Genomic DNA, 25,620 nt, shown 5'->3' on the forward strand with positions numbered 1-25,620 from the left:
TTCGAATTATCGGTAGCTTGGTATGATCAGACTGATTGGATATTTTTTCGGCTTGGCCAGCGTACTCTTCCTGTGCGCCGCCGTCGTCGGTGCGATTTATTTGCACGGCGTGACGAAGGACCTGCCGGATTACGCAGTTCTGAGCACCTATGAGCCGCCGGTAACGACGCGCGTGCATGCCGGCAACGGTGCGCTGATGGCGGAATACGCCCATGAAAAGCGCCTGTTCCTGCCGATCCAGGCCATTCCCGACCGCGTGAAGGCCGCTTTCCTGTCCGCCGAAGACAAGAATTTCTACAACCACCCGGGTGTCGACATCTTCGGTCTCGGCCGCGCCATTCTCGTCAATCTCCAGAATGTCGGCTCCGGTCGCCGTCCGGTCGGCGCATCCACCATCACCCAGCAGGTGGCGAAGAACTTCCTTCTGACCAACGACCAGACCATTGACCGCAAGCTCAAGGAAGCCATTCTCTCCTTCCGCATCGAGCAGACCTATTCCAAGGACAAGATCCTTGAACTCTATCTCAACGAGATCTTTTTCGGCCTGAATTCCTACGGCATCGCCGGTGCGGCGCTTACCTATTTCAACAAGTCTGTAACGGAACTGACGATTGCTGAGACCGCTTATCTCGCATCGCTGCCGAAGGGACCGAACAACTATCATCCCATCCGCCGTGAAAAGGCTGCTCTGGAGCGCCGCGACTGGGTGATCGACCGTATGGCCGAAAACGGCTACATCACCGTCGCCGACGCCACTGATGCGAAGAAGCAGCCGCTCGGCGTCAACCTGCGCCGGGGTGGCGCGCATATTTTCGCGTCCGATTATTTCGCCGAGGAAGTCCGCCGCCAGATCGTCGAGAAATATGGCGAGGAAGCGCTTCTTGAGGGCGGGCTCTCGGTTCGTACCTCTTTCGATCCGCAAATCCAGATGGAGGCGCGCAAGGCGCTTCAGGACGGGCTTGTGCAATATGACGAGCGCCGCGGCTTCCGCGGACCGGTGGAAAAGATCGAGACGGCCGGCGACTGGACGGCGGCGCTGGCCAAGGTCAAGGGTCTCCGGGACGTTCCGGAATGGAAGGTCGCGGTCGTGCTCGCGGTTGCCAACGATGGCGTCGATATCGGCGTCCAGGCCGATCCCGATGCGGAAGATGGCGACAAGCGCACGCGCGGCCATATCTCTGCTGAAAACATGCGCTGGGCTTTCCGTGATGCAAGCGGCAAAAGAGCAACCGCCAAGTCGCCGGTCGGTGTCGTGACCGCGGGTGACGTCGTTTATGCACAGCCGCTTTCCGGCTCCGGCAATGAATATCGCCTGCGCCAGCCGCCAAAAGTGCAGGGCGGCATGGTGGTGATGGACCCGCATACCGGCCGTGTTCTGGCGATGGTCGGCGGCTTCTCCTATGCGCAGTCGGAATTCAACCGCTCGACGCAGGCCATGCGCCAGCCCGGCTCCTCCTTCAAGCCGTTCATCTATGCGGCCGCGCTCGACAACGGCTATACGCCCGCCTCGGTCATTCTCGACGCGCCGATTGAGGTGGTATCTGGCAATCAGGTCTGGAAGCCGCAGAATTACGGCGGGGGTTCCGCCGGTCCTTCGACCCTGCGTCTCGGTATTGAAAAATCCCGTAACCTCATGACCGTGCGTCTGGCGCAGGACATGGGCATGAATCTGGTCGCGGAATATGCCGAGCGCTTCGGCATCTATGACAAGATGCCGCCGCTTCTGTCCATGTCTCTGGGTTCGGGCGAAACGACCGTCATGCGCATGGTTTCTGCCTATTCGGTCATCGCCAATGGCGGCAAGCAGATCAAGCCGACGCTGATCGACCGTATTCAGGACCGCTACGGCAAGACGATCTTCCGCCATGAGGAACGCGCCTGCGAAGGCTGTAACGCGACCAGCTGGCAGAACCAGGACGAGCCTGTCATCGTCGACAATCGCGAACAGGTTCTCGATCCGATGACCGCATACCAGACGACGTCGATGCTTGAAGGTGTTGTTCAGCGCGGCACGGCGGCGGGCAAGATCAAGGTCGATCTGCCGGTTGCCGGCAAGACGGGCACCACCAACGATGAAAAGGACGCCTGGTTCGTCGGTTACACGCCGGACATGGTTGCCGGCCTCTATATCGGTTTCGATTCGCCCGCACCTCTCGGTCGCGGCGGCACCGGCGGCTCCCTGTCTGCTCCGATCTTCGGTGAATTCATCGCTGATGCGGCCAAGCACATGGAGCCGAGCAAGTTCATCGTGCCTGCTGGCATGAACTTCGTCGCCGTCAACCGAAAGACCGGCATGGCGGCGGTCGAGGGCGAGCCGGACACCATCATGGAAGCCTTCAAGCCGGGAACGGGTCCCGCTTCCACCTTCTCTGTCATCGGCGATGACGGATACATGTCGCAGGAAGACATTCTGAAGACCTCGCCGCAGGCGCAGCAGGCCATCACCGGCGGTGGCGGCGGTCTTTATTGACATTAGTCCTGACGTTTGGCGGGGGCGCGGGTCTTTACATCCGCGCCCCCCGCATTTATTTGAGCAACGAGTTTCAATGAAGGTGAAGAACCAGCGAAATGCGCAATGAAATCGTGAACGTAGTCGACGAAATCAAGCAGGCCATAAGCCTGCTGAGGAGGCATCTTTGACTGGGACCAGGCGATAAGACGACTGGACTGGTTGAATAACAAGGCAGAGGACCCGACCCTCTGGAACGATGCCACTGAGGCCCAGAAGCTGATGCGCGAACGCCAGCAGCTGGATGACAGCATCAACGGCGTCAAGGCGCTGGAGCAGCAGCTCCGCGACAATATCGAGCTGATCGAACTCGGCGAGATGGAAGGCGATGACGAGATCGTCAAGGACGCCGAAGATGCCCTGAAGGCGCTGAAGAGCGAGGCGAACCGCCGCCAGGTGGAAGCCATGCTTTCAGGCGAGGCCGATGGCAACGACACCTATGTCGAAGTGCATTCCGGCGCCGGCGGCACCGAAAGTCAGGACTGGGCGAACATGCTTCTGCGCATGTATACCCGCTGGGCCGACCGCGAAGGTTTCAAGGTCGAGGTTCTCGAAGTTCACGACGGCGAAGAAGCCGGCATCAAGTCCGCGACGATCCTCGTCAAGGGCCACAATGCATTCGGCTGGATGAAAACGGAATCGGGCGTGCACCGCCTCGTTCGTATTTCGCCCTATGACAGCAATGCGCGTCGCCACACATCGTTCTCCTCCGTCTGGGTTTATCCCGTCGTCGACGATTCGATCCAGATCGACATCAATGAGAGCGATTGCCGTATCGATACCTATCGTTCGTCCGGTGCGGGCGGCCAGCACGTCAACACGACAGACTCGGCCGTGCGTATCACGCATATTCCGACCGGTATTGCCGTTGCCTGCCAGCAGGAGCGTTCGCAGCACAAGAACCGCGCCAAGGCGTGGGACATGCTGCGCGCCCGCCTCTATGAGGTGGAGCTGCAGAAGCGGGAAGAGGCGGCAAACGCCCAGGCCGCGTCCAAGACGGATATCGGCTGGGGCCACCAGATCCGTTCCTACGTTCTGCAGCCTTACCAGCTGGTCAAGGATCTGCGCACCGGCGTGGAAAGTACAGCACCCGGCAACGTGCTGGATGGCGACCTGAACGAATTCATGGAAGCCGCACTCGCCCACCGCATCAGCGGCGGCGCGGATGTGGAAGTCTCGGATATCGATTAAGGCGTCCGGCGCGTCGACTGGAAAATTGCCCCTCGCAAACCCATTGCGAGGGGTTTTTCGTTGGAGGACTAGCATGAAACAGGCGCTCTATATCGTCGACGTCCAGCCGGGCTTCAATCCGCCGGCTGGGCTGGTGGCGGAAATATCCGCACTCGCCCTGACCATGCCCAGCATCGCCACCGTCGAGCGTCATGATGAAAGTGTGACGCCCTTCGAGCGGCAACTCGGCTGGAAGCCGGGCAGGGATGACGAGTCGCTTGTTGCGGCAGATCGCATATTCATCAAACACGGTTATGCGCCTCCACGGGAGGTCATCGACTATCTCCTGTCGCTGAAACTCGACAGGGTGCTGGTCTGCGGCATTCAAGCTGATACCTGCGTGCTGGCCGCTGGTTTTGCCCTTTTTGATGCGGGGCTGCATCCCACGCTGTTGCCGTGGCTGACGGTAGGCTCCAGTCTCGACCGCAGTGGTGAACTCGGTGCAAGATTATGGAAACATCATTTTGGAGCGGTTCTTGTCGGGCCGGAGGCACTGGAAGCATAGCCTTGCCCGGCCGCGTATCCGGTCCGATCAGTTCGAAGCTTTTTCGATCTTCATCTCACCCAGCTCGTCGATCAGGATCGTCCAGCTTTCCGCTTCCTTGCTCATCGGGTCCGTCTTCAGATAAACGGTCACGAACAGGCCGGGCGAGGCGGGCGCGCCATTCGAGCTTTCAGGACGAATATCCGTGACATAGGATTTCATCTGGCTGAATTCCTCCAGCTCGATATTTTCGAGGAGATTCGGCCCATCGGCGGTAAAGACGATGCGCTGCAGGTAGATTTTCGCCGTGCCGTCGCCCTGGCGGATGGCGATGACCTTGTAATAACCGCGCGTGGGCGAGGCAGGCGGCGGCCGCAGCTGTCCGTCAGGACCTTTCACCGGCTCAAGATTCCGATCTTCCCACATGCCGCTGCTGACGACGAAGATTGCCGAAACCGGCAGGGCGTCGATCGCTTCCGTCTGCGCCCGCCCAGGAAGCACGGCGGCGGCGAAAAGGAAAGCAGCGAGGATAGGTCTTGTCAATTGCATGGCCATTATCGATTGTGGGCGTCAATTGTTGAACTGTTCGGCGAGAACCCGGTCCGACCATGAACGATCCGGATCCGAGAGAATTCTGGCCGTCCTGTCCTGCGATTGTGCGATCCTAACGTGACGAACGGATTTCACCTCGGTGTGGTCGGCCACCGCGTTCACCGGGCGCTTGTCGCGTTCCAGAACATGAATGTCGACCGTAACCTTATTCGGCAAAAGCGCGCCGCGCCAGCGTCGCGGCCGGAAAGCACTGACGGGGGTCAGCGCCAGAAGCGGTGATTCCAGCGGCAGGATCGGTCCATGGGCGGAGAAATTGTAGGCTGTCGACCCTGCGGGGGTCGCCACCATCATGCCGTCGCAGATCAGCTCTTCCAGCCGCACCTTGCCGTCCACCTCGACACGAAGCTTGGCGGCCTGATGGGACTGGCGAAACAGGCTGACCTCGTTCATGGCGAGGGCGGTGAACTCGTCGCCGTCGGAATCCGTTGTCGTCATGCGCAAGGGATGGAAATCATTGCCGCTCGCCACCGCGATGCGCTCGAGCAGGCCTTCCACCCGGTAGTCATTCATCAGGAAGCCGACGGACCCCCGGTTCATGCCATAGACACGCTTGCCGGAATTCATCGTCTCGTTGAGAATCTGCAGCATGAAGCCATCGCCGCCGAGTGCAACGATCACCTCCGCCTCTGCGAACGGCGTGTCGCCGTAAATGCCTTTCAGCACGCTCAGCGCCGTCTGCGCCTCCTCTGTTGCGGAGGCGACGAAGGACAGTGAATAGGTAGAATGCGACATTCGCTTCCCTCGACAACGGCGCAGACCGGGCCGGTCCGAGCAAGGCACTGTAACCTGTTGAAGCGGCTTGAAATCTTTAAACCTCGATGAAGAGATCGATAGCTAGCCGCCAGACGCACCCTTGGTACATGAAGACGGCGGCTGGCGACAAGGCCTTTCGCAGGCGCAGGCGTTCCCTGACGGCGGGCCGCATCACTCCGGTCCACAGCTTCTTGATTTGCGCCCGCCGACAAGGGTTGCGATGCGGGACGGCCTGATGCAGTTTGCCAAGGCAGCCGGAATGACGAGTGGCAGGAGACGGATGTGGCGCTGAACTACGATATCTACGATGTCTTTACCGAGACGAAAATGGCGGGAAATCCGCTGGCGGTCATGTATGACGCCGATGATCTTCCCCAAGGCACGATGCAGGCGATTGCGCGGGAAATGAACCTTTCCGAGACGGTTTTCGTCAACCGCTCCACCAACCCGGCGCATGCAGCTTCGCTGCGTATCTTCACGCCATCAGGCGAATTGCCCTTTGCCGGCCATCCGACGGTGGGTGCTGCTGTCGCCATCGCCGAGCGAAATCGCGGCGAGGGTGATGACGACATCGATACGGTCTGTGTGCTGGAGGAGAAGGTGGGGCCGGTGCGCTGCGCGGTGAAGATGCGCGCCGACGCCGTCAGCTTCGCGGAATTCGACCTGCCGCGTAAATCATCCCGAGTCGACCTGCCGCTCGATCACACCGCTCTTGCCGATGCGCTCGGCGTCAGCGAAGGACATCTCGGCTTTGAGAATCATGTGCCGTCTATCTGGACAGCAGGTGTGCCGTTCCTGCTCGTGCCGCTGCACAATATCGCCGCCATCAGGGACATGGATTTCGACGCCAATCTGTGGCTGCGCACCGCGCCGCTGGTCGAGGGACGCCTGGCGGCGGCCTATATCTACTGTCGCGGCGGCGTCAATCACGCGGCAAAGTTCCACGCCCGCATGTTCTCCCCGGATATGGGCATTTCGGAAGACCCCGCAACCGGTTCCGCCGCCGCCGCCCTTTCCGGCGCGATCCACCATTTCGACGGGCTGACGGACGGCCATCATCCGCTCCTGATAGAGCAGGGCGTGGAGATGGAAAGACCGTCCCACATCCATCTACGCATGGACATCAAGGACAACGAAATAGCCCGCGCGCGCATCGGCGGTCATGCGGTGCGTGTGGCGTCGGGCACGTTCGAGATTTGAGGCGAACGGTCGTTTGATTGTCCGGTAACATCCCGTACCGGTGGCTTCTGTGATCGCGCGCCGCGCGACGCCTGATGGAGCGGACACAGAGATGTCCGTCCTTGACATATATCCCGACGAGGGTTTTAAATTCGCGCGCATCTCCGCGAACCGGCGGAGATTTGCGCACCAGATCATGGTTTTTTAGCACATAGAGGTCCCAATGCGCCGAGTCCCTTCTCACGAAAATCACCTTGGAGTTTCTGAGAAGTTGAGGGTTCATGCGCACTTTGAATCTGGGCATTCTCGCCCACGTAGACGCAGGCAAGACTAGCCTTACGGAGCGTCTCCTATTTGACACCGGCGTAATCGACAGGCTGGGCAGCGTCGATACCGGTAATACACAGACAGACAGCCTCGAACTGGAGCGGCAGCGCGGCATCACCATCAGGGCCGCTGTCGTGTCCTTCACCATTGGCGATACCGTCGTCAATCTCATCGATACGCCCGGCCATCCCGATTTCATTGCGGAAGTCGAGCGTGTGTTGGGGCTGCTTGATGCAGCGGTGGTTGTGGTTTCGGCCGTGGAAGGCGTGCAGGCGCAAACGCGGATACTTGTTCGGGCGTTGCAACGTCTCGCAGTCCCGTTCGTATTCTTCATCAACAAGGTCGATCGCCCCGGCGCGCGCTATGATGAGGTCGTGCAGAACCTCGCCGATCAGTTGAGGGTGCGCCCGATCGCCATGTCGACTGTCACTGGCGCTGGCGGCAAGTCCGCGCGGGTGGAGGCTACGGATGTGAAGAGCGAGCCATTTTTCTCCATCCTCTGCGAAATCCTTGCCGAGAATGACGAGGACCTGTTGCGCGACTATCTTTTGACGCCCGACGGTGTGGAGGCCGAAAGACTCCTCCAATCGCTCGCGCATCAGACCGCCCATGGGCTGGTGCATCCGGCTTTTGCCGGTGCGGCGATGACGGGAGCCGGCCTGCCGGCTTTGATATCTGCCATTGTCGACATGCTGCCCGCTCGTCAACCCGACCCCGAGGGAGAAGTCTCGGGAAAAATCTTCAAGATCGAACGCGGATGGGGCGGTGAAAAGCTGTCATATCTGCATTTGACATCTGGAACGATCCAGCTCCGGCAGTATCTGCCTTTGCCGCAGGGACCGGTAAGAGTGACCGGAATACAGCTGTTCGAGGACGGTCACGTTCACAATTCGACGCATCTCCGCGCCGGTCAGATCGCCCGCGTCACCGGCTTTACGAGTGCCCGGATCGGCGACAGGGTTGGCGCGGACGCGGTTGCCGACAGCCCGTTTCATTTCGCTCCACCCACGCTTGAAACACGAGTCGTTTCCCGCCGTCCGGCTGAGCACGCGGCGCTCTGGCTGGCGCTGAACCAGCTGACCGAGCAGGATCCGCTTATCGGATTGCGAAGGAACGACGAGACGAACGAGGTTTTCGTATCGCTCTATGGCGAGGTGCAAAAGGAGATCATCCAATCGGAACTGTTGACGGGGTTTGGCATCGAGGCCGAATTTGAGGACAGCACGATTATCTGCGTGGAAAGGCTGGCAGGTATCGGGCACGGACTTCAAACCATCTTCAAGGCACCAAACCCCTTTATCGCCACCGTCGGATTGCGGGTCGAGCCAAGACCGGATGGTGCGGGAAACAGCTTCGCACTGGAGGTGGAGGTGGGCCAGATGCCCGCAAGCTTTTATCGAGCGGTCGAGGAGACCGTATTCGAAACGCTGAAGCAGGGCATATTCGGTTGGCGGGTGGTGGATTGCCATGTCGCCATGACGGCCGCCCGGCAGAGTGCACCGTCAAGCACGGCTGCCGATTTCCGGCAGCTGACACCATGGGTGCTGGCAATGGCGCTGACCGAAGCGCAAACCTACGTTTGTGAACCGATCGATCACTTCCACCTCGAAGCGCCGGCGGCAGCGATGACACGCCTGAGCACCGTTCTTGCCAAAGCGGGTGCAGTCACCAGAAACGCCGTTATCTCCGGCGGCATGGCAAGGCTTGAAGGGACGATAGCGTCGGCAATGGTTCAGGGTGTTCAGCAGCAGGTGCCGGGGCTGACGGGTGGCATGGGCGCGATGGAAACGTCGTTCAGCCACTATGCACGGGCGGATAATCCGCCGCCGCCGCGCCGGCGGTCGGGTGCTGATCCGTTCAATGAGCGCGATTATCTGCTGAGCCTGCGCCGAAATGCAGAATGACCGCCGCGGAAATCAAATATTCCGCGACGGTCATTTTTCACATCAGACTTGAACAGGCAACGCGGAGAGGGATCCTCTCCGCGTGACCTCCTGTCAGTTGAACCGGCCCGCGGCATGGGCAAGCATCGTATAGACCTTGCCGGTATCGGAGGTGAGGTAGGACTGGGTGACTGTCCGGTCGCGATCCGTGCGGGCCACATCGGCGAGCAGCTTTTCGAAATCGGTGATGTAGCGGTCCACGGCGGTGCGGAATTCAGCCTCCCGCTCGTATTTGCGCTTGATCTCGTCAAACGTCGTCTGGCCCTTCAGCGTGTAGAGGCGACGGGTGAAGACGTCGCGCTCGCCGCGCTGGTAACGGCGCCACAGTTCCACCGATGCATCGTGATCGATGGCGCGGGCGATATCGACCGAAAGCGAATTCAGCGATTCCACCATGTGGCGCGGATTGCGGGTGTCGGCCGCACGGGTCGGCTGCTGCTCGGCGCTTGCGCGGGGTGCGGAAGCGGCAGTCGTTTCCTGCGAGGCGCCACGCAGAAGATCGCTGATCCAGCCACCGCCTTCTTCACGACGTCCGGCGGGAGCGGCAGCGGGAGCCGGGGCAGGTGCCTGACGGTTCTCGACCTGGCGGTTTTCAAGCGGCAGGGTGCCACGCAAGGCAGGGGCAGCAGCAGGCTGCGGCTGTGCCGGGCGCTGTTGTACCGGAGCGGCTGCTGCCGGCTGCGGACGCGTCTCGACGCGGCGTTCAGCGGCAGGCTGGGTCGCGGCGATGGCACGGGCGACCGGTTCGGACACTTCCATCTGGTGGGTCGAACGACCGACAAGGTGGGAAATATCCTGCAGGGCCTTGATCTGCTCGGAAACGGCGCGGCGCATGGCGGCAGCGCTTTCCTTGGCTTCTTCCGGCAGGTCGAAGGCACCGCGCTTCAGTTCGGCGCGTGTCGCATCCAGCTCGCGGCGGATGTCGTGGCTGGAGCGGCGGATTTCGTCCGTTGCGCCGGCAAAGCGGCTAACGGCTTCCTCGACGGCCTGACGCAGCGTTTCCTTGAGGTTGGCGGCGGCGGCATTCGATTTTTCCGAGGCGCTGCCCAGAAGATTGTCGACTTCCGAAAGCGAGGACTCGACACCGCCGCGCAGGCGGTTCACCAGCTCGTCGGAGTATTTCTGCGCGTCGGAGAGCGTGCTTTCGATCGAGCGGCTGGCATCCTGACCGGCGGAGAGCAGGGCGCCCCGCATGGTCTGTGCCGCCGAGCGGGCGCGCTGTTCGGTCTCGTCGAGCGAGCGGCCGATATCGGTGAAGGACGCCTGCAGATTGTCACGCAGATTGCCGGCGACATTCTGCGAACGCTCTTCGGCTTCGTTGAGCGTGGTTTCCACGACGCCGACGACGTTGCGCATGGCGCTTTCGATTTCCTCGGAGCGCTTGACGAGGCCGACGGACAGGCTGCGCAGCGCATCCTGGCGTTCCTCCAGCGTGCCGACGAGGCTCGACTGTGCGGCATTGAGCAGTTCGGATGCCTGGCTCAGCACCTTCGAATGTTCTTCGAAGCGTCCGACGATACCGGCAACCTGCGCCAGCGTCTGGCCGGAAATATTCGACAGGCGGTCGATCTTTCCTTCGAGCAGACGGCTGGAGCTGGACACCATGTCGGCGGCCTGCGAGGCGGATTCGGAGAAGCGGGTCGCCGAGGCGTTCAATGCCTCATCTGCCGCGCCGAAGCCCTGTGCGGCGCGCTCAACGGCGGAATTGAAGTTGGTTGCCGACTGTTCAACGATCTCGGCCATGCTGTTATGGGTCTGCGACAGCATGTCCGTGCTCTGGCGGGTGGCGGCGACCAGCTTGTTGGCGGCATCGCTGCCGGCGCGGGCATATTTGTCGATGCCCTGTTCGACGGCGTCCGCCATAGCAGTATGGGTCTCGGACAGCATATCCGTGCTCTGGCGGGTGGCTGCGACGAGCTTGCCCGCCGCATCCGTTCCGGCAGCGGCATAGTCACTGATCGCCTGTTCCACCATGCCGACCATGCCGCTGTTGCTCTGCGAGAGAAGCTCGGCGCTCTGCTGGGCGGCGGAAACGATCTTCTCGGCGGCTTCGCGGCCGATGGTGGCATATTCGTCGACGATAGGCTTGGCTTTCTCCTCGATCAGGCGAGACAGCTCCGCAGAGCGGCTGGCCAGCATCGAGTTGAGTTCGCGGGTGCGGTTGTCCAGCGCCGAGCGGATGGATTCGCCGCGCGCGTCGAGGGCCGATTCGACACCCGTCAGCGTTTCGGAAATGACACCGACCTGAGAGCGGACGACGGCTTCAGCCTCGGCAACCTTGTTGACGATAATGTTGCCTGCCTCGGAGAAGGTCTGGGCCACGGCGGCGGCCTGGCCGGAGAGACGGGTCTGCGCATCCGAGATGCGGTTAACGATCTCGCCGGAGCGCTCTTCGATGGCCTTGGTGAAGGCTTCGTTCTGCGCCTGCACCTGTTCTGCAAATTCCGAACCGGATTTCGAGAGCAGGGCGGATGAGCGGGCCGCTTCATCGCCGATGCTCTGGGTGGCCGACGTGACCGCGCCGCGCAGGCTGACAGCGAGATCGCTCGCCTTGCCTTCAATGGTGCGGTTGACGTTTTCGAGGCCGATCGTCAGCGCACGGTCCATGGTGCCGAGGCGCTCATCGATGCGGGCCGTGCCGTTATCGAAGGTTTCTGCCAGGCGGCTGGTGCGGCTTTCCAGCGTATCTGCGACACGCGTGGTCTGCTCGTCCAGAATGCCGGTGATGCGCTCGGCGGCCTCGTCGCTGGTGCGGGCGAACACGGCCGTCTTGTCTTCCAGCGCGTCGGCGAAGCGGCGGCCGGCGTCCTCGATCGAGCTGTTGACGTTGGCGAGATCGCCACCGACGCGGGTCTGCAGGGTGTCGAGAGAGGTCTCGATGCGGGCGCCTGTCTCGTCGAGACGGGTTGTGACATTGCCGATCGATGTTTCGATGCGGGCGGAGAGGGCGTCGGTGGCCCCGCCGATTTCGCGGGCTGCCTCGCCGATCTTGACGGCGATATCACCGGCGCTGTTGCGAAGACGCTCTTCCAGCGTCGCAGCACTGCCGTCGATTGCCTTCTGCAGCGTGTCCTGCTGGGTCTCGAGCGACAGTTCAAGCATGCTGGCGCTGGAGGCGACCGTGGTGCCGATCATCATAGCCTGCTCGGAAAGCATGTCGCCCATCTGCGTCGTGGCGGAGCTGAGCGTCGCAGCAAGGTCCGCCTGGCGCTGGTCGAGCGCCGTGCGAATATCCTCATGCGATTGCGAGAGGTTGGTTTCGAGGCGGGACACACCTTCTTCCACCGTCTGGGCAAAACGGGTGCTGCCGTCTTCAACGACGCTTTCGATGCGGTTGGCCGCGCCCGAGACACTCTGCTCGATCAGGCCGCTATTGCGCTCCAGCGAGCCGGCAATGCGCTCGGCCTGTGAGCCGAGCATGGTTTCGAGCCGCTCGTGACCGCTGGCAAGCGCGTTTTCAAGCGTGAATGCGGTGGATTCGAGACGCTGGCCGACACCGGCCGCCGCAAGCGAAAGCGACGATGCTCTGGCATCCATCGCCTCGGCGATACGCTCCTCGACACCAGAAATCGTCATATCGAGCGCAAGAGTGCGGCTGTCCAGCGCATCCGCGATGCGTTCTTCCGCGCCTGCCACGATGCCGGAAAGGGCAGCGGTACGGCTGTCCAATGCGTCTGCAATGCGGTCTTCGACACCGGAAACGGCGTTCTGCAGGGCCGTGGTGCGACCATCGAGAATATCGGCGATCTTTTCCTCGACGCCGGAGAAGCTCATGTCGAGCGCCATGGTGCGGCTGTCGAGAACATCCGTAATCCGCTCTTCGGCGCCGGAAACGACGGTCTTCAGCGAATCCGTGCGGCTGTCAAGCGCGCTGGCAATACGGGTCTCGGCGCCGGCCACCAGTTCGCCAAGGGCTGCGGTGCGCGTGTCGAGCGCTTCGGTGATTTTTTCCTCCGCGCCGGAGAATGCCATGTCGAGCGCCATGGTACGGCTGTCGAGCGCATCGGCGATGCGTTCTTCAGCGCCGGAGACCACGGCGTTGAGAGCGGCGGTGCGGCCATCCAGCGTTTCCGCGATACGGGTTTCAGCACCGGCGACCACGTCGCCGAAGGTGGCCGTGCGGCTGTCGAGCGCGCCGGCGATTTTCTCTTCAGCGCTCGCCACAATGCCGGTGAGGGCAGAGGTACGGTTGTCGAGCGTCTCGGACAGTCTTTCCTCGACATTGGCAAAGGTCATGTCGAGCGACAGGGTGCGGCTGTCCATCGTATCGGCGATGCGTTCCTCGACGCCGGAAATGGCGCTGGAAAGAGCGGCCGTGCGGCCGTCAAGCGTATCGGCGATGCGGCTTTCCGCACCGGCGACGACGTCGTGCAGGGCAGCCGTGCGGCTTTCCAGCGTATCGGAAATACGATCCTCGATGCCGGAAACAGCACCGGTGATGGCGGCAGCCCGGGTTTCGAGCGTTTCCGAAAGGCGGCGCTCGACATCGGCAACGACACTGTTGATCGCGGCGGCGCGTTCGTCGAGCATGGCGGCAAGGCGTTCGGCCGTGCCGGAGACGGAGCCGGTAATCGCCATCGAACGGCTGGCGAGTGCCTCGTCGAAACGGTTCTGGCTGGCTGAGAGCGCGCCGAACAGGGCGTTGCTTCGTTCCGACAGCACAGCGTCGATCTTCTCGTGAGAATTGGCGAAGGCGTCGGTGATTTCGGCGGTGCGCTGGCCGATCGCGTCGCTGAAGGCCTGTGTCCGGATTTCAAGCGCGCTTTCCAGCATTTCCTGACCCGTGCCCAGCGCAGTTGCAAGCGCCAGCGACTGATCGGTCATGGTGGTGCCGATACGCTCCAGACCGGCGCTCAGCATGGTGTCGAGCGCTTCGGAGCCGCCGGCAACGGTTTCGTTGATGCGGGCGAGACTTTCCATCAGCTTGCTGTCGAGGCTGCCGGCGCGCTGGTCGAAGGCACTGGCGAATTGCGCCACATGCACGTCGAAGGCCGAGTTGACCTGGCCTACCGTCGCCTGCATGCGCTCCTCGTAGAGGCCGGAGCGAAGATCGAGATCCATGATCGCATCGTCGGCCGTGCTCTGCAGGCTCTGGCGGAAGGAGAGGCCCTTTTCTTCAAGCGTCGTGGACAGCTTGTCGAGAACCGTATCGAGCGAACCGCCGATGACCTGCTGGCCGCGTTCGATATTGCGATTGAGTTCCAGCGTGCGGTTGGACAGCGTCTCGTTGAGCTGGCGGGTGCGTTCCTCAAGCGCGCTGTTGAGGCTTTCCACGCCGCTATCCAGCGTCGAAGCATGGATCGCGAAACGCTCCAGCAGCACTTCACCGCGCTCGTCCAGCGTCGAGGTGAGATTATGCAGGCGCATGTCGAATTCGTTGGAGATCGTCGAGCCCGAAGAGTTCAGCGCCTGGAGCAGGTTTTCGGTCTTGGCGGCGATCAGGCTGCCCATCGCTTCGGTCGAGGCGCGCGATTTTTCGAGCAGCGCAGCCGAACGCGTGTCGATCATAGAGGCGAAAGCCTCGCCGGTCGTGGCGATCCGCATCGAAAGCTCTTCGCCAACGATGGAAAGCTCTTCTTTAATCTGTTCCTGCGCGCCGACGATGGAGGAGCGGATGCGCTCGGCATGATTGACGATGGCGTCACGCTCGGCGGTCAGTTCCTGCACGAGGCTGCGCACGCGCAGTTCATTGTCGGCATAGCTGCGCTCGAGCGCGTTGACTTCGGAATGAACGAGTGTCTCGAGTTCCGTCGCGCGGGCGATTGTGCGCTCGATACCGTCATTCATGGCCGAGACTTCGCGGCGAACCGCCTGGCCGACCGACATGATGCGGTCGGATGCTACGGTTTCCGGTTCCGCAAGGCGAAGGGCGACTTCGGCCATGGAGCGGGCGGCATTCCGCAGATCGCGGGCACGCGCCATCATGATCGCGAAGGCGAAGAACAGCATGATGGGAACGAGGATGCCGACGACGATTGCCATCAGGCCGGGGATTGCGGTGAGATCAGCCAGCGAGGCGATGTTCCACAGCGTGTTGCCATAAAGAAGATGTGCGATACCAAGGCCGCCGAGCGCCCAGATGACCGACATGATCGTGGCGTTGCGAAGTGCGCCGCCAATGGAGCCGCCTTCAAGCGATTTCAGGATCATGGCCGGGCTGCGCTTGGAACCGTCATTGGCCGCCTCGAGATTGGGCGATCTGGGCGTCTGTTCGGCAGGCGCGCGCGCGGCCTCGGGAGCAGGGGTCTGTCTGCTTGCTTCCTTCAATCTGGCCTCCGGCTGCTTCGGCGCTGCAGTTTTCCGCGTCTCCGGCTTTTCTTCGAAAGCGCCAAGCTGCAGGGCATCTTCCAATGCCTGAAATGCAGTCTCGTCGACAGAGTCGCTGATCTTGTTATTCGCCATGCGGTTACGCCTCGTTACACATACGCCCGGCTTCATGCCGTTGACCACTTGCGATCCGCAAGCAGACTGCCGCCATCATGCCAGCGGAACATTATCCCTTGAAGAGAGAACAATTCCGCCATTTACCAAATCCCGAATTGCTGGTGGTCCAGCTTTCGGGCGAAATTACATCACTGTGCCGCAATAACAAAGCTTGAGCTTAAGCCTCGCAGGAACGGCAGTACCGTAGTGACACATTTAGGTGTTCGAAACAATTAATGCGGATTTGCGGCGGTGGCGAAGTGTCGGCTTTTTAACAGTTTTTAAACCTGAGTTTCACGCTGAACGCCTTGTTTCGCATAAGTTTAACATAAATTAACCATAGCAGAAGATTTTCGCCCGCGTCACGCCGTAATTTAAGCTGATAGCAGCCGCCCGGATGCGTGAATACGACACAGATGTGACACGAAACAGGAAACGGTGAGACAGGATTTCAGCCATGGCAGCGGTCAGTATTGTTTTCGAAGCTCCCGATAATTGCGGCGGCGCGCCTGCCACCGGTAAAAAACCGATCGATTTCGATCATCTCGCCCGGCAGACGATGGGCGACAAGGATCTGGAGATCGAGGTGCTGCAACTCTTCAGCCGCAACGCCCGCGCCGCCCTGCATGAAATGGCGGGTGCGGACGACAAGACCGTCATGGCGACGGCCCACCGTCTGAAGGGGTCGGCGCAGGCCGTCGGTGCATCCGCCGTTTCCGCAGCCGCGGCAGCAGTGGAAGACAAGGGCAAGGACAGCGCGGCGATCGCAAAACTCGCGGCAACCATTGTCGAAGCCGAAAATTTCATCCTCAAGCTTTGCCGCTGAGGCGTAATCCATCAAATTTGCCATTTTGCAAGGCCGGTTGCGTCTAAGCGCCCTCGAAGCGGGTTGCCAAGGCGGAGCGGCCTTTCTATGTGTTTAGAACAGTTCTTAGATCACATTTTGGATTTCCGGCATGACAAAACTGACCATCGTTGCCTTTGACGGCACGCCCCATGAACTCGACGTGAGCAACGGCTCCACCGTCATGGAGAATGCGGTGCGCAACTCCATTCCCGGCATCGATGCGGAATGCGGCGGCGCCTGCGCCTGTGCGACCTGTCATGTCTATGTCGACGACGCCTGGGCCGAGCGCGTCGGCGGACCGGAACCGATGGAAGAGGACATGCTGGACTTCGCCTTCGACGTGCGCCCCACCTCGCGGCTCTCCTGTCAGATCAAGATGAATGACGAGCTTGATGGTCTCGTCGTTCATGTTCCCGAGCGTCAGGGCTGAAAATTTCCGTATTGCTTCACGCAGAAAAAGCCCCGCTCACCTAGTAGCGGGGAGCGGGGCGAGGCGGGTACGCGCATGCAGGCGAGGGAGGAAACACCTGCGAGCCCTCAAGTGCGCACCGGGAGAACCGGAGACGGTTGCAACCGCCGGACCCGCCTTGGGCCGCAACCATTTCAAACCGTATGAACAAGCTACAATGAGTCTTGCCGACCGCACCACGGCGAGAATTCACGGGTGATATAGGACATGACGTTACGTCATGTCCGTGATTTTCCCCGAGATTCTGGAAGGTACGGCCAATGACCGTCAGCGACGATTCTGGCCCTGCTCGAGCCGGTTTTTCAAAAGCCGGGTCATGCGGGCATCGAAATTTTTCGATTCCACGACGTCGAAGCGCATTTGGTCCCGGTCATGCTCGTCCATCACCGTCTGGGTGATCTTGCCGACCATTTCCTGTAGCGTCTCGCAGCTTTTCTGCGGCCGAAGCGAGGTCAGCTGTCTTTCAAGCGAACGGGCATGGGTGCGGGCGATTTCCGCATGGCGCTCCTCGTGGCGCTTGATATCGGCAAGCAGCGTATCCCAGATGAAGGCCAGTTCCGCCGTGGTGCGACGGCGGTTTTTCCATTGCGGCAGGAGAATGCGGGTGTTTAGCACCACTTTGGCGGTTCCGACGCTGCAAAGGCCGTTTTTCTCCACATAGGTGAGCTCGCCCCCGAATTTGATTTCGGTAGCGCCGGGATGGCGCGCGCCGGTATTGCGGGTCAGGGGGCCGTGCTTGGAAAGCTGCTGGTCGAGATCGGCCGCCGTTTTGCCGCCAATCGAAAAATAGGAATAGGTCTTGCGGACGATGGTGTCGGAAAATGCCGATCCGGGTAGGGAAAGTGCCATTGCGCCCGCCAAAGCGACGCAAAGAGCACGTGATGATTTAGTCATGACCCGGCCTTCCGGTTGAACTTCAAAAAGGTTTGCTGCATAGGCGGAGCGGAACTTATAAGAATTGGCATAACACTCCGTTATTCCCGAAAGGCGCGTGTTACGTGATAACAGCCGGCAGCAACGCGTGGCAAGCGGCCCATGGTCGCTCCCTGAAACTTGATGGGCGTGGCCGTATTATGGCCATCGTCAATGCAACGCCCGATTCCTTTTCCGATGGCGGCCGTTATCTTGCCGTCGATTCGGCTTTTTCCCATGCGCTGACCTGCGTGGAAGAGGGTGCTGACATCATCGATATCGGCGGTGAATCCACGCGGCCGGGTGCCGCCGCGGTGACGGAAGCCGAGGAGCAGGACCGGGTGCTGCCCGTCATCGAGAAGCTGCGCCGCGAGACGGATGTGCTGATTTCCGTCGATACCTACCGCGCTTCGACGGCGAAGCTGGCGATCAGCGCCGGCGCACATATCGTCAATGACGTCTTCGGCCTGCAGAAGGACATGGAAATGGCCGGCGTGGTCGCCGCCACCCGCGCCGGGGTCTGCATCATGCATACCGGCCGCGACCGGCAGAAGCTTGCCGATGTGGTCGCCGACCAGTTCGAATTCCTCAATCGCTCGCTCGAGATCGCCGAGGATGCGGGTATAGCCCGCGATGCCGTCGTGCTCGATCCCGGTTTTGGTTTTGCCAAGGACGAGCGGGAAAATGTCGAACTGATGGCACGTTTCGGCGAGCTTGCCGCTTTCGGCCTTCCGGTTCTCGCCGGTACGTCGCGCAAGCGTTTCATCGGGTCGCTGACGGGCCGGGATGCGGCAGCGGAACGCGATATCGGAACGGCTGCGACCACCGCGATCCTGAGGTTGGCGGGTGCTTCGATTTTTCGCGTGCACAATGTCGCTGCAACGCGCGATGCACTGGCAATCGCCGATGCGGTTCTTGCCAAAACGTCGGCAAAGGCCGATGCGTAGATCAATGAGTGCCGGAATGCCATGTCCCCAAGAGGGGGCGGCTTTCTGGAGAAACAGTCCTGCCATGGAGGCGATGCGATGAGCCGCTATACCATCATCCTGAAAAACTGTTCTTTCTTCGCCCGTCATGGTCTTCTCGAGCAGGAGGAGGTGCTGGGCCAGCGCTTTTTCGTCGATGCCGAGATGGAAGTCGAGGCGGGTGATGCGCTGGAAACCGACGATATTGAAAATACCGTCGATTACGGCGTGGCCTTTGCCGTCATCGAAAAAATCGTCGTGGGGCAGCGCCGCTATCTCATCGAGGCGCTGGCGAACGATATCGCCAAGGCGCTGCGTGCCCGTTATCCGCAGATCGTCTGGCTCAGGATCACAGTGCGCAAACCATCGGCGCCGGTTCCCGGCATTCTCGATTATGCGCAGGTGAGCGTTGAACACCGTGCCTGAGAAGAAGACCGTCGCCGCATTGGGCCTTGGCGGCAATATCGGCGATCCCGCCGCCGCCATGGCAAGGGCGCTCCGCGAACTCGATGCACACGAGGATTGCCGCGTGCTGGCCGTTTCCGGACTTTATCGCACGCCGCCCTGGGGCAAGACGGATCAGGCGGATTTCTTCAATTGCTGCGCTTTGGTCGAAACCTCACTTTCAGCGCCCGCGCTCTTGCAATTGTGCCTTGATATCGAAAAGGGCATGAAACGCGTGCGGACGGAGCGCTGGGGTCCACGCACCATCGATATTGATGTGCTTACCTATGGGAATGAGTCTCTCGTAACGGAAAGCATTGAAGTGCCGCATCCACGCATGACGGAACGCGCTTTCGTGCTGATGCCGCTCGCCGATATTGCATCCGATCTCGAAGTCAGGGGCAAGGCCGTGCGGGAATGGCTACGGCAGGCGGACAAAACAGGCATTGTCAGCGCAAACGAAAAGCGGGAGTGGTGGACACTCCCGCTTGGTGATGGCTGAGAAGAGTATGGCGTTTACGGCTTGATGGAGCCGACAGCGATCTGATCAATATCGCGCGCCAGTGTCACGCCGATGACCGGGATCATCTGGTCGGCGACCTTGACGGAAATGGTGATGTTCATCGAATTGTCTTTGGATACGCGGGCGACCATGGCGCCGTTGAGCTTGGCGCGGTTGATGCCGACGACGACCTTGTCACCGCTCACCTGTCCGGAGGTGATGTCTAGTCCCTTGCCTTCGGCGCCGTCGAGGAACTTGCCCTCGTAGCTGTTGCCGTTCTGGCTGATGACGGCCGACATGGGCTGGCTGAAGACGCCGACGCGGCAGGTGCCGCCGAGCTTGATGCCGGTCTGCTTGTCGTCGAGCGGTTCGCCCGTCAGGTCGCAGGTGAATTTGGTGCCTTTGTATTTACCGGCGACGATTTCGCCCGGACCTTTCCAGACACCGGCCACGGAGCGGAAAAACACGTCGTCGCGATCGCGCGATGCGGCATGGACGTCAGACATGCCGAAACCACCGCTGACGGACAATATGGCGGCAAGCCCGCCCACAAGCGAAAAGAAGCGCGAATACATGATACTTTCCCCGGCGAAGAAGCCTGTTCGATAGGCTGCAATCTACCGGCGGAATGGTTAATGCTTGGTTTATTTCACTCTCATTTGCGGCTTTGTCCGTAACCTTTTGAACCGTCAATGCCCGGTAGATCAGGCTTTTTCACCGGTTTTTCCCCCGCTTAGATCGGGTGTGAGGTCGGACATGAAATCGCCGATCCCCGGACGCTTCACCGCCCTGAACGGCAGCGGACGGCATAGATCCATCGCCGCAATGCCGATTCGCGCCGTCATCAGGCCGTTGATGACGCCTTCGCCGAGGCGGGCGGAGAGTTTCGAGGCAAGGCCGTGACCGAGAACCTGCTGGGCAAGGCCGTCACCGACGGCAATCGACCCCGTGACGGCGAGATGTGCGACGACATCCCGCAGAAGCTTGAGCATTCCGAGCGTGCCGGGGCGGCCGCCATAAAGCTCCGCCATGGCGCGCACCAGCCGCGTGACTTCAAACAGCACGTAAGCGAGATCGACCACAGCGCGTGGGCTGACGGCAGTGACAACGGAGACGCGCTTGGACGAATTGAGAATCAGTGCCCGCGCTTGCCGGTCGAGCGGCACGAGCAGCTCGCGTTCGGCAAGCTCGATCAGATGCGGGCCGTCGATGACGTCACTTTCCGTTTCCTTCAGCGCGGCACGCCCCTTGGCCGTTTCGGCCCGGTGGGAGAGGACGGCATTCAGGCGGGTGACGATGGCGCGCGCAGGTTTCGGGCTCTTGTCGAGGCTCGCCGTCTCAGCATCCGCCTTGAGAGATTGCACGGCATTGAGCCGCATGATGCCGAAGACTTCGCGGCCGACGAGGGCAAGAACCGCAAAAAGCGCCACGATGAGGGCGATCGTCGCGGTATAACCCAGCCAGTCGGAGCGGGAGAAGAGATTGCGGATAAGCTGATCCGCCCACAGCCCGAAGGCAAGCGAGAACAGGACACCCAGCGCACCGAGCGCGAGCTTACCGAAAGAGAAGCGGCTTTTCCTCGGCGTCGCGACCGGCAGCGCATTGGCATCGATTCCCTCGGGTGCCAGAAACGGATCGTCCTCGTCGGGTGTCAGTGAAATCTCGGCGTCGAAGCTGCGCGGCGCGCGCTTCTGTGTGGCGGACGGCCGTGTCGTTTCCTCGGTCTCAAGCGTGAAAGCCGCGGGGCGGCGTGTCTGCGGATCGTTTTGTGTGGGAGCCTTCATGCGAGCTTGTCTCCGAACAGGAACTGCATGGCGCGGTCGAGCCTGATATGGGGAACGGAAAGCCGGATGCCGCCGCTGCCCGGCTCATCTATGTTCGGCGGGCGGAAGCGCACGACATTGACATCGGGCAGCGATGCCTTGTCGCCATCCCTATCGATGCTGCGGAACAGCGGTTCCGGATCCTCGGGCAGGTCGCCGGGAAAGATCGCCGTCTTGCGATTGCCGTCGAAGGTCTCGCCATTGATGGTTTCACCTGCTATCGGCGTGCCGACGATGACAGGCAGCTCGTGGCCGTCCTGGCGCACGCTCGCCTCGCGGGTGGCGCGCACGGAAGCGAGCGCCATGACCTCGATGCCGGCACCGTTCATGCCGATTGTCGTGATGGCGCGGTCCACCAGCCGGCGGGTCAGGCGCTCCAGCCGGTCATGGCTTTCATGGTGCAGATGGTCGGCCTTGGTGGCGGCGATCAGCACCCTGTCGATTCGCCTGCCGATCAGCGACGACAGCAGGCTGTTGGTGCCGGGGCGGAAACAGGCAAGCACATCACCGAGCGCACGCTCCAGATCCTGCACGGCTTCCGGCCCGCGATTGACGGCCTGCAGCGTGTCGATCAGGACGATCTGCCGGTCGAGGCGGGCAAAATGCTCGCGGAAGAAGGGTTTGACAACGATCGACTTATAAGCGTCGTAGCGCCGTTCCATCATGGCGCGCAGCGAGCCCTTGGGCGCTTTCTCGTCGGTGAGGCCCGGAAGCGGCGCGAAGGTCAGTGCGGGCGACCCTTCCAGATCGCCGGGCATCAGGAAACGGCCGGGCGGCAGGGTTGAGAGTGATCTCTCGTCGGACTTGCAGGCTTTCAGATAGGCTGCGAAACTTTCGGCCAGACGTCGGGCCGTCATCTCGTCTGCCGGCGCGTTGATGTCGAGCGAAGACGCGATCGCCAGCCATTCCTGCGCCAGTTCGGCACGAACGCCGCTTCCGGCAAGGGCGACGGTCGCATCGCTGAACTGTTTGTAATCCTGCGATAGAAGCGGCAGGTCGAGCAGCCATTCGCCGGGATAATCAACGATATCAATGGAAAGCTTGCCGGCGGAAAACCACCGGCCCCAGCCGCTGGCGCTCTGGTAATCCAGCGTGATCCTGAGTTCCGATATCGCCCGCGTCGAATCCGGCCACAGCCGGTCGCGCACCAGCGCCTGAATATGATCCTCATATTGAAAACGGGGAATGGCGTCGTCCGGCTGCGGTTCAAGACGCACATTCGAGACGCGCCCGGACCGCATGGCCTCGAACAGCGGCAATCGCCCGCCATTCAGAAGATTGTGGACCAGGGAAGAGATGAAAACCGTCTTTCCCGCCCGCGAAAGGCCGGTGACGCCAAGCCGCAATGTCGGATGGGTGAGGTTGCTCGCACGGTCGGCCAGATTATCGAAAGCGATCAGCGCGCTGTCTGTCAGGGACGTAAGAGAAGGCGACAATGGCAGTTTCCTGGCTGTGTTTAACGGTCACCGCTGCAATATAGGGAGCTGCGGCTGCCCAAAAAAGAAGCGCTTCAGCGGATTTTCGGAAGGCCGCTCTGCAGAATTCTTATGAAAGGCCGTAGCGATTATTTGCCAGGCGCGAGGAAATCGACCAGCCGCCAGCGATTTTTACCGTTTGCGGCGCTGTCATCATGGTCGAGAACTGCAAGGCCCGATGTCGGAAAGCCCGAGGGCAGGGCGGCATGCAGCAGGTCCTCGCCGATCATCGCCTCCAGCGTCGCCTCCATGGTGGGGTTGTGACCCACCAGCATCACCGACGGCGCCTCCGCCTGAGCGGCGATAAGCGACAGATAGGTCTCGCTGCGCGCATTATACATCTCATCGACGTAGAAGATGTCTATGCCTTCGTTGAAGGCCCGTTGCCAGGCCTGCGTGGTTTGCCGGCAGCGCGCGGCCGTGGATGACAGAAGCAGATCGGGGCGGTAATGCCGGTCGGCGGCAAGGTCGGCGATGACCTCCGCCTCGGCAAAACCGGCTTCGTTCAATCCCCGGTCGAAATCCCGTTCTCCAGGTGCCGCCCAGGCGGCCTTGGCGTGGCGCAGAAGATAAACTCGGCTCGGGGAAGATGCTGTCAAGGGCGGGGACCGGCGTTCGAATGTCAGGGCACGGTATGAATGCTACAGGATAGGGTTGCAGGACCGCAAGTCCTCTTTCCTGTTGGTAAGTCGCGTTGACGTGATTGAAGAAGAGTTCGCTTCAATACGAATAAAGAATAAAAATTAGTCATTTAGATGATTTTTGTGTCAGTTTTAAAAATGCCTGAAAACTGATCTGCAGACTTGAATCGGCCACTATCATTGGAGTATACACCGCCGCATTGAGATGTTCTTCGAGGAGAATCGCGTTGAGTGAGAAGATCGATCTTAGCAAATATGTGCTCTCGGAAGACGATGAGTTCATGAATGCCAGCCAACGGGCATACTTCCGCGCGAAGCTGGTCGCCTGGAAAAATGACATCCTTAGAGAAGCGCGCGAGACCCTCGGACATCTCGCTGAAGAAAGCGCCAACCACCCCGATCTCGCTGATCGGGCTTCTTCCGAAACGGACCGGGCGATCGAACTTCGCGCCCGCGACCGTCAGCGCAAGCTGATTTCAAAGATCGATGCAGCCCTTCAGCGGATCGAAGACGGCACTTACGGTTACTGTGAGGAAACGGGCGAGCCTATCGGCCTCAAGCGTCTGGACGCCCGCCCGATTGCAACGCTCTCCATCGAGGCGCAGGAGCGTCACGAGCGTCGCGAAAAAGTCTACCGCGACGAATAAGGCGCTGCGGCAAGCAAGCCTTCAAATCGAGGCAAATAAAAAGGGCACGGAATTCGCTTCCGTGCCCTTTTTCTGTTCCGAACTTATGGTCGGAAGACCCGCGCCCGTCAGCGGTCACGGGTAACGGAAAGTTCTCCGAAGATACGCGCCATTTCCTTCTGCATGTCTCCATCCGGTGAAGCGCCGGTGACAGGCGGGGAGGCGGGCTGGGTCTTGGCCTGCTTTTCCGCGACAGGGGCGATGGACGGTTCGTTATCCGCCTCCTTGCTTTTGGCGATCTCCGCCTCGAGGAAGCTTTCGAAATCGCTGGCGAGCTCGTCGGAAAATTTCGGTTCGGCGTCGTTGGAAGCCACAGCCGGATTTTCAGGTCTGGGCGGAAACGGTGCGGGGGGCGTCGTCTGCCCTGGATTCAGGTCGGGAAGGACACGCTCCCGGGCCGCGTCGAGAAAATCAGCGGCGATGGATTGGTCGATCACCGGCTCGCGTGCGGCAAAAACCGGCGGGGCGAATTCCGCAGTCCGTTCTTCCGCCTTTGCCTGTACGGGCGTCTGTGCCGGGATCGGCGGTGCGACGGGTGCCGGGGCCGGCACGACAGGTTCGGCACGCCTGGGTTCCGTCCGGGCTGCGGCCATGTCGAGCGATGCGGCCGCCATGGGCAAGACGGCAGCAGCCGGAGCCGCAGCAACGGGTATTGGCGGCGGCGTGGGCCGAACTGTCTCCCGCTCGGGCGCTACCTGTCTTGCCGGCGGAACGGGTTCGCGCGCCGTTACAGGCGTGGAGACGGGTTGCGGCGGGGTTGATGGGCGTGGCGGCACCTGAGCGGCTGCTGCTGCAACGGGTGCGGGACGCGGCGCAGGTGCCGGCGGCTCCGGCCGTTGTGGTTGCCTTGCGGGTTCTTCAGGCACGGAAACGGGGGCCGCAGCGGCAACGGGCTGCTGTTGCGGCAGGGCGGGGCGACGTTCCTGCTGGATCGTCGGCTCGGCTCTCTTCTGTTCGCTTTCCTGACGCGGCAGCGCCTTCAGTTCCGGCTCCTGCACATCCCTGACGATTGGGATCGCGCCTATGCCGCTTTCGATGACGATATCCGTCGGGCCGCCGATCATGACCAGATGCTCGACATTGTCGCGGCGCACCAGTACCAGACGGCGGCGCGCATCCACGGCCGTTGCGTCGAGAACCTGCAGACGCGGCTGCCGGTTGCGCCCGCCTCGAATGAATGGGGCCGAACCGCTGCGTCTGCGCATAAGCCACAGCGCAATCGCCAGAATGAGCAGGGCCACGCCCACACCAACAACGGCGACGATGAGACGGTTTCCATAGGTGCCGATAAAATCTTCCATCATGGAGATCATCCCTTCAGATTTTCTGGCTTTTTAATTTCTTGGGCAATTAATATTGCCGTGGTTCTTATATTGTGAACATCAAGCAGGAAAAG

Annotated in this window: 20 protein-coding genes; 11 read left to right on the forward strand and 9 right to left on the reverse strand. The window is 61.1% G+C overall.

What is annotated here, in order from left to right:
• The first annotated feature begins 22 nt into the window (after nucleotides 1-22).
• The 3 genes from MRBLRC7O_RS05240 (at nucleotide 23) to MRBLRC7O_RS05250 (ending at nucleotide 4,244) form a co-directional block, all read left to right on the forward strand.
• On the forward strand, nucleotides 23-2,470 hold the full coding sequence (locus MRBLRC7O_RS05240) for a penicillin-binding protein 1A (RefSeq protein WP_003502506.1): 2,448 nt from the start codon (nucleotides 23-25) through the stop codon (nucleotides 2,468-2,470).
• A gap of 98 nt (nucleotides 2,471-2,568) precedes the next feature.
• Nucleotides 2,569-3,700 (forward strand): peptide chain release factor 2 gene (prfB, locus tag MRBLRC7O_RS05245; protein WP_099085460.1). Its coding sequence is split into 2 segments (ribosomal slippage): nucleotides 2,569-2,637 and nucleotides 2,639-3,700, totalling 1,131 coding nucleotides; the frame shifts between segments, so codons are not numbered across the junction.
• A 73-nt stretch (nucleotides 3,701-3,773) separates the two neighbouring features.
• Nucleotides 3,774-4,244, forward strand: coding sequence for a cysteine hydrolase family protein (locus MRBLRC7O_RS05250; protein WP_080866106.1), 471 nt, complete (start codon nucleotides 3,774-3,776; stop codon nucleotides 4,242-4,244).
• A gap of 27 nt (nucleotides 4,245-4,271) precedes the next feature.
• Here the strand turns inward: MRBLRC7O_RS05250 and MRBLRC7O_RS05255 are convergent, their stop codons facing one another.
• Nucleotides 4,272-4,772 carry a hypothetical protein gene (locus MRBLRC7O_RS05255; protein WP_080866571.1) on the reverse strand — a complete coding sequence of 167 codons (501 nt, stop codon included), beginning with the start codon at nucleotides 4,770-4,772 and terminating at the stop codon, nucleotides 4,272-4,274.
• Nucleotides 4,773-4,793: 21 nt separating this feature from the next.
• Entirely contained in the window at nucleotides 4,794-5,567 is a 774-nt protein-coding gene (locus MRBLRC7O_RS05260) for an NAD kinase (protein WP_080866107.1), read from the reverse strand.
• Nucleotides 5,568-5,870: 303 nt separating this feature from the next.
• On the opposite strand from MRBLRC7O_RS05260, the gene MRBLRC7O_RS05265 reads away from it, so the two are divergent.
• Nucleotides 5,871-6,788: a PhzF family phenazine biosynthesis protein gene (locus tag MRBLRC7O_RS05265; protein ID WP_367727369.1), complete on the forward strand. Its 918-nt coding sequence runs from the start codon at nucleotides 5,871-5,873 to the stop codon at nucleotides 6,786-6,788.
• A gap of 260 nt (nucleotides 6,789-7,048) precedes the next feature.
• The gene (locus tag MRBLRC7O_RS05270; RefSeq protein WP_111820789.1) at nucleotides 7,049-8,998 is read left to right on the forward strand and encodes an elongation factor G; all 1,950 of its coding nucleotides are present in this window, start codon (nucleotides 7,049-7,051) and stop codon (nucleotides 8,996-8,998) included.
• Nucleotides 8,999-9,091: 93 nt separating this feature from the next.
• On the opposite strand, the gene MRBLRC7O_RS05275 is transcribed toward MRBLRC7O_RS05270, so the two are convergent.
• Complete coding sequence (locus MRBLRC7O_RS05275; protein WP_080866110.1) at nucleotides 9,092-15,439, reverse strand: apolipoprotein A-IV repeat region-like domain-containing protein; 6,348 nt, start codon at nucleotides 15,437-15,439, stop codon at nucleotides 9,092-9,094.
• A 478-nt stretch (nucleotides 15,440-15,917) separates the two neighbouring features.
• On the opposite strand from MRBLRC7O_RS05275, the gene MRBLRC7O_RS05280 reads away from it, so the two are divergent.
• The gene (locus MRBLRC7O_RS05280) at nucleotides 15,918-16,286 is read left to right on the forward strand and encodes an Hpt domain-containing protein (protein ID WP_003502525.1); all 369 of its coding nucleotides are present in this window, start codon (nucleotides 15,918-15,920) and stop codon (nucleotides 16,284-16,286) included.
• 130 nt (nucleotides 16,287-16,416) lie between these two features.
• Complete coding sequence (locus tag MRBLRC7O_RS05285; protein ID WP_003502527.1) at nucleotides 16,417-16,737, forward strand: 2Fe-2S iron-sulfur cluster-binding protein; 321 nt, start codon at nucleotides 16,417-16,419, stop codon at nucleotides 16,735-16,737.
• A 306-nt stretch (nucleotides 16,738-17,043) separates the two neighbouring features.
• On the opposite strand, the gene MRBLRC7O_RS05290 is transcribed toward MRBLRC7O_RS05285, so the two are convergent.
• Nucleotides 17,044-17,670: a DUF922 domain-containing Zn-dependent protease gene (locus MRBLRC7O_RS05290; protein ID WP_031234002.1), complete on the reverse strand. Its 627-nt coding sequence runs from the start codon at nucleotides 17,668-17,670 to the stop codon at nucleotides 17,044-17,046.
• A 179-nt stretch (nucleotides 17,671-17,849) separates the two neighbouring features.
• Between MRBLRC7O_RS05290 and folP the strand changes: the two genes are divergently transcribed.
• The 3 genes from folP (at nucleotide 17,850) to folK (ending at nucleotide 19,599) form a co-directional block, all read left to right on the forward strand.
• Nucleotides 17,850-18,635 carry a dihydropteroate synthase gene (folP, locus tag MRBLRC7O_RS05295; RefSeq protein WP_003502531.1) on the forward strand — a complete coding sequence of 262 codons (786 nt, stop codon included), beginning with the start codon at nucleotides 17,850-17,852 and terminating at the stop codon, nucleotides 18,633-18,635.
• A 78-nt stretch (nucleotides 18,636-18,713) separates the two neighbouring features.
• On the forward strand, nucleotides 18,714-19,079 hold the full coding sequence (folB, locus tag MRBLRC7O_RS05300; RefSeq protein WP_003502532.1) for a dihydroneopterin aldolase: 366 nt from the start codon (nucleotides 18,714-18,716) through the stop codon (nucleotides 19,077-19,079).
• Nucleotides 19,063-19,599, forward strand: a complete 537-nt coding sequence (gene folK, locus MRBLRC7O_RS05305) for a 2-amino-4-hydroxy-6-hydroxymethyldihydropteridine diphosphokinase (RefSeq protein WP_003502533.1) — start codon at nucleotides 19,063-19,065, stop codon at nucleotides 19,597-19,599. The genes folB and folK overlap by 17 nt, the downstream gene beginning before the upstream one ends.
• A 14-nt stretch (nucleotides 19,600-19,613) precedes the next feature.
• Here folK and MRBLRC7O_RS05310 read toward each other — a convergent pair whose 3' ends face one another.
• The 4 genes from MRBLRC7O_RS05310 to MRBLRC7O_RS05325 form a co-directional block, all read right to left on the reverse strand.
• Nucleotides 19,614-20,174 carry a hypothetical protein gene (locus MRBLRC7O_RS05310; protein ID WP_003502534.1) on the reverse strand — a complete coding sequence of 187 codons (561 nt, stop codon included), beginning with the start codon at nucleotides 20,172-20,174 and terminating at the stop codon, nucleotides 19,614-19,616.
• A gap of 129 nt (nucleotides 20,175-20,303) precedes the next feature.
• On the reverse strand, nucleotides 20,304-21,383 hold the full coding sequence (locus tag MRBLRC7O_RS05315; RefSeq protein WP_003502535.1) for a YcjF family protein: 1,080 nt from the start codon (nucleotides 21,381-21,383) through the stop codon (nucleotides 20,304-20,306).
• Nucleotides 21,380-22,858: a YcjX family GTP-binding protein gene (locus MRBLRC7O_RS05320; RefSeq protein WP_107675497.1), complete on the reverse strand. Its 1,479-nt coding sequence runs from the start codon at nucleotides 22,856-22,858 to the stop codon at nucleotides 21,380-21,382. Before MRBLRC7O_RS05320 ends, MRBLRC7O_RS05315 begins: the two co-directional genes overlap by 4 nt.
• A gap of 128 nt (nucleotides 22,859-22,986) precedes the next feature.
• Nucleotides 22,987-23,463 (reverse strand): SixA phosphatase family protein, encoded by a 477-nt coding sequence (locus MRBLRC7O_RS05325; RefSeq protein WP_050816408.1) that lies wholly within the window; start codon nucleotides 23,461-23,463, stop codon nucleotides 22,987-22,989.
• A 302-nt stretch (nucleotides 23,464-23,765) separates the two neighbouring features.
• Here MRBLRC7O_RS05325 and dksA point away from each other — a divergent pair, with 302 nt between their 5' ends.
• Nucleotides 23,766-24,185, forward strand: coding sequence for an RNA polymerase-binding protein DksA (dksA, locus tag MRBLRC7O_RS05330; protein ID WP_003496274.1), 420 nt, complete (start codon nucleotides 23,766-23,768; stop codon nucleotides 24,183-24,185).
• A 107-nt stretch (nucleotides 24,186-24,292) separates the two neighbouring features.
• On the opposite strand, the gene MRBLRC7O_RS05335 is transcribed toward dksA, so the two are convergent.
• Nucleotides 24,293-25,537 carry a flagellar biosynthetic protein FliO gene (locus MRBLRC7O_RS05335; RefSeq protein WP_065694943.1) on the reverse strand — a complete coding sequence of 415 codons (1,245 nt, stop codon included), beginning with the start codon at nucleotides 25,535-25,537 and terminating at the stop codon, nucleotides 24,293-24,295.
• Nucleotides 25,538-25,620: the final 83 nt, after the last annotated feature.

This window comes from Agrobacterium radiobacter (assembly GCF_040801995.1).
In the GTDB taxonomy this organism is placed as follows: domain Bacteria; phylum Pseudomonadota; class Alphaproteobacteria; order Rhizobiales; family Rhizobiaceae; genus Agrobacterium; species Agrobacterium radiobacter.